The organism is Alloprevotella sp. oral taxon 473 str. F0040 (assembly GCF_000318095.2).
GTDB lineage: Bacteria > Bacteroidota > Bacteroidia > Bacteroidales > Bacteroidaceae > Alloprevotella.
Genome location: NZ_KB290703.1, coordinates 1 through 227 on the forward strand (window position 1 = coordinate 1; position 227 = coordinate 227).

General features: G+C 57.3%; 1 protein-coding gene. It reads right to left on the reverse strand.

Annotation, left to right across the window (positions count from 1 at the left end):
• On the reverse strand, positions 1-227 hold a 227-nt coding region (locus HMPREF9999_RS10545; RefSeq protein ID WP_198144602.1), incomplete at both ends, for a hypothetical protein.

Consider the following 227-nt stretch of genomic DNA (forward strand, 5'->3'; position numbering starts at 1 on the left):
CTACGGTGCCGTTGATGTCGCCGGCCACGATGCAATCGTTAAAGGTGATTTTGGCATCGTGGTCTGCCGAGAGCACCATTCCTGCGGCGCAGTAGGTGTCGTTCTTGTCGCCGTTAGTGATTTTCACATCGCTGACGCAGCCCGAGAAAGTGGTGTTGCCACCCGCCTCGAGAGAAAATACGCCCAAAGGCTCGCTGTCGGACGTCATCTTCCCTGTTACGCGCAGG